Below are 2,550 nucleotides of genomic sequence, written 5' to 3'. Positions count from 1 at the left end.
AAATACACCGTCCTTCACTGTCCCGGCGGTAGTGTTGATGGTGACATAGCGGGCCTCCAGCGGAATTGCCCGCCCGTCCAGAGTCTCAACGGAAAAGGACAGGGGCACAGCCTGACCGTTCTGGTTTTTTATTACTGATGGCTCCACATGTAAAGCCTTGATCTCACCGGCGCCCACTACGTGTACTTTTTTTGTTCCTTTCACGCCGCCGGAGTAGGCCTCAATCACCACGTCCCCGCCGCTGCCGGCAATATAAACACCATTGTCAATGCCGCCTCCCCCGCTGACGCGCCAGCTGAGGCTTTGCGGGCTCCACGGGTAATAGTGGGTATCGTAGCCCTTTACTGTATAATTGCCGCCTGTGGCGGCCAGGACCTGGTCCGGGCCGCTTATAATCATTCCCGCGGGCTGGCCGTGCGGAGCTGTGTTAAATATCCCCAGACTGTCGGTAACCGGCCTTTGCCAGCCTTCTTCAGGCTGGACAATATTAGACAAGCCGGTGTCGCCAAGGTGCTTCGCCACCATGGTTGTTGAGCCGCCGCCGTCCAGGTTCAGGGCTGTGTCGGCACCCATCGCCACCAGCAGCTCCGCCAGCTCTTCCTGTTCCACACCGGCGCTCTGGCCGCTTTTTTCCACAGAGATAAGATAAAGGAACCTTCCATTATCAGAAGACGCCACTGCCGTACGGGAATTTTTACCTTTAAGGTCTTCCTGAAATTCTGCTACCTTTCCCTGCTGTACCAGAAAGCTGTTGCTGCCTGTGGACAATTTTATTTTTTCAAAAGCCGGGGTGGTTTGGTAGCTCACTGCCACCCGGGAGCCAACCGGCATGTTTTTAGACATAAACTCCGCGGCGGCGCCATGACCCCAGAGAATATAACCGTTGGCGGGAATCGGCAACGGCGCGGCGGCTTGGACCTGTTTTACAACGGTACCGTTTTCTACCACTGTCTCTATCGCGCCGGGCAGTTCATCGCAGCCGCCCCGGCTTAACGGCCCCCAGTTCCGGTTGTACAGGGTCAGCTGGTTAGTGTCGGAAATTCCGCCGTCTTCCAGGTTATACAGCAGCTTATTAACGCCAAAAAGAGGAAAAGCCGATCCGTTGCCGGCTTTCACCTCCCCATTGAACTTAAAAAAGTCCATCAGCGGATGTTTGTCCATACCCAGCGCAAAAACCGGCATGTCGCCGCGCATAATCGGACTGGACACCAGTTCCCCATCCTGGATGATTGTCCCCAGCGGCTTCCCCTGAGCCATGATAAAAAAGCCGCCGTTGACAGCGGCCACGGCTCCGGCGCGTTCAGCCATTTTACTCGCGGACTGGGTTTTTTCCATCGTCCCGTCGGCCCCGACCAGGACCTCCATTTTAACGTAAGGATTGCTTAAGTCCGCTTGTAAAACCGACAGCCTGACCGGCTGACCATCCAAGGTCAGCGAGTAAGATAAAAGAGATACGCCTTCACTGATTGTTTCTGTCTGCCGTTCCAGGACACTGAAAAAAGAACCCTGTTCCGGCAGTTCACCTGCGATAGCGCTTGCTGCCGCCGCGAAAAGAAAACTGGCGGCAATAAAAAGCGACAAGATTATCCTCATATTACGCCAACCTCCTGAAATTGCATAATCTCCCGACTATAAAATTCTATAGGACCAACCGCACTTCCTGCAAAACAGGACCATAATATCGCATATAACGCTTAAATAAAATCCGCCGGCTTTTTGTTAATTGAAAAATTCGGCTAAACGGTTCAGGTACCTGAAAGTCACCTGCCTGAGCTGCCTTATATAGGAATAATCCGGCTCAACAAATTTCGCAAATTGCTCCAGCCGGATGTTGTCGTCCTCGCTGATCCTGCGGATAACCTGGACGCTGTCGCCCCGTTCGTTCATTCCCCGCTTCATAGTGGCAAAATATTTAAAGCCGGCTTGACGGGCTATGCGGAGGGATGTCTGATTATACGCCCCGAAAGGCCAGGCCAAGGTATCAACCTGCTTGTTTAAATTTTTCTCAATGGTAGTACGCGCTTGCAAAAAGTCATTATATAATTTACCGGCAAATTCTTCCTCCGTCTCCCGCCTTTGCAGGTCCGGAAGATACGCCCTGGCAACCGCCGCCGGTTCCCGCCGGATTCTGTCCCGGCCGGTATAAGCTTTATAATGCAAGTCAAATGTATGCGCCTGGATATCGACCAGGCCGCTGCCTTCCATTTCCCTCATCTCATCCCAGCTTAGCATGGGAGGCGCTTCCGGGCCAAAGTACTGATCCTTATTGGCAATCAAGAAAATCGTAACCGGGATATTATATTTCTTCAGGATCGGGTAGGCTACGGTATAATCTCCTTCATACCCGTCGTCAAAAGTAATCACAATTGCTTTTTCCGGCAGGCTCTCACCGTACTGCATATGATTTATTAAAATTTTGAGAGGGATGACATGATAACCGTTGTCGTGCAGATATTCCATCTCCCCCGCGAAACTCGCTCCGGACGTTAAATCCCTGTTGCGGTCACAAATATTTTCCCGTGAAAAATTATGGTAGACCAACACGGGAAT

Annotated in this window: 2 protein-coding genes; both read right to left on the bottom strand. The window is 52.2% G+C overall.

All coding sequences use genetic code 11. The features are described from left to right. Positions 1-1,593 (bottom strand): phosphodiester glycosidase family protein (locus A4E54_RS00010; protein ID WP_286723574.1); only part of this gene is annotated, 1,593 nt, incomplete at its 3' end. Between the two features lie 126 nt (positions 1,594-1,719). Beyond that, on the bottom strand, positions 1,720-2,550 hold an 831-nt coding region (locus A4E54_RS00005), incomplete at its 5' end, for a polysaccharide deacetylase family protein (protein WP_286723572.1).

It is taken from the genome of Pelotomaculum sp. PtaB.Bin117, from assembly GCF_002067195.1.
GTDB classification, from domain to species: domain Bacteria; phylum Bacillota; class Desulfotomaculia; order Desulfotomaculales; family Pelotomaculaceae; genus Pelotomaculum_D; species Pelotomaculum_D terephthalicicum.
Note: the sequence above shows the minus strand (reverse complement) of the source record. Positions and strands in the feature narration are given on the sequence as shown.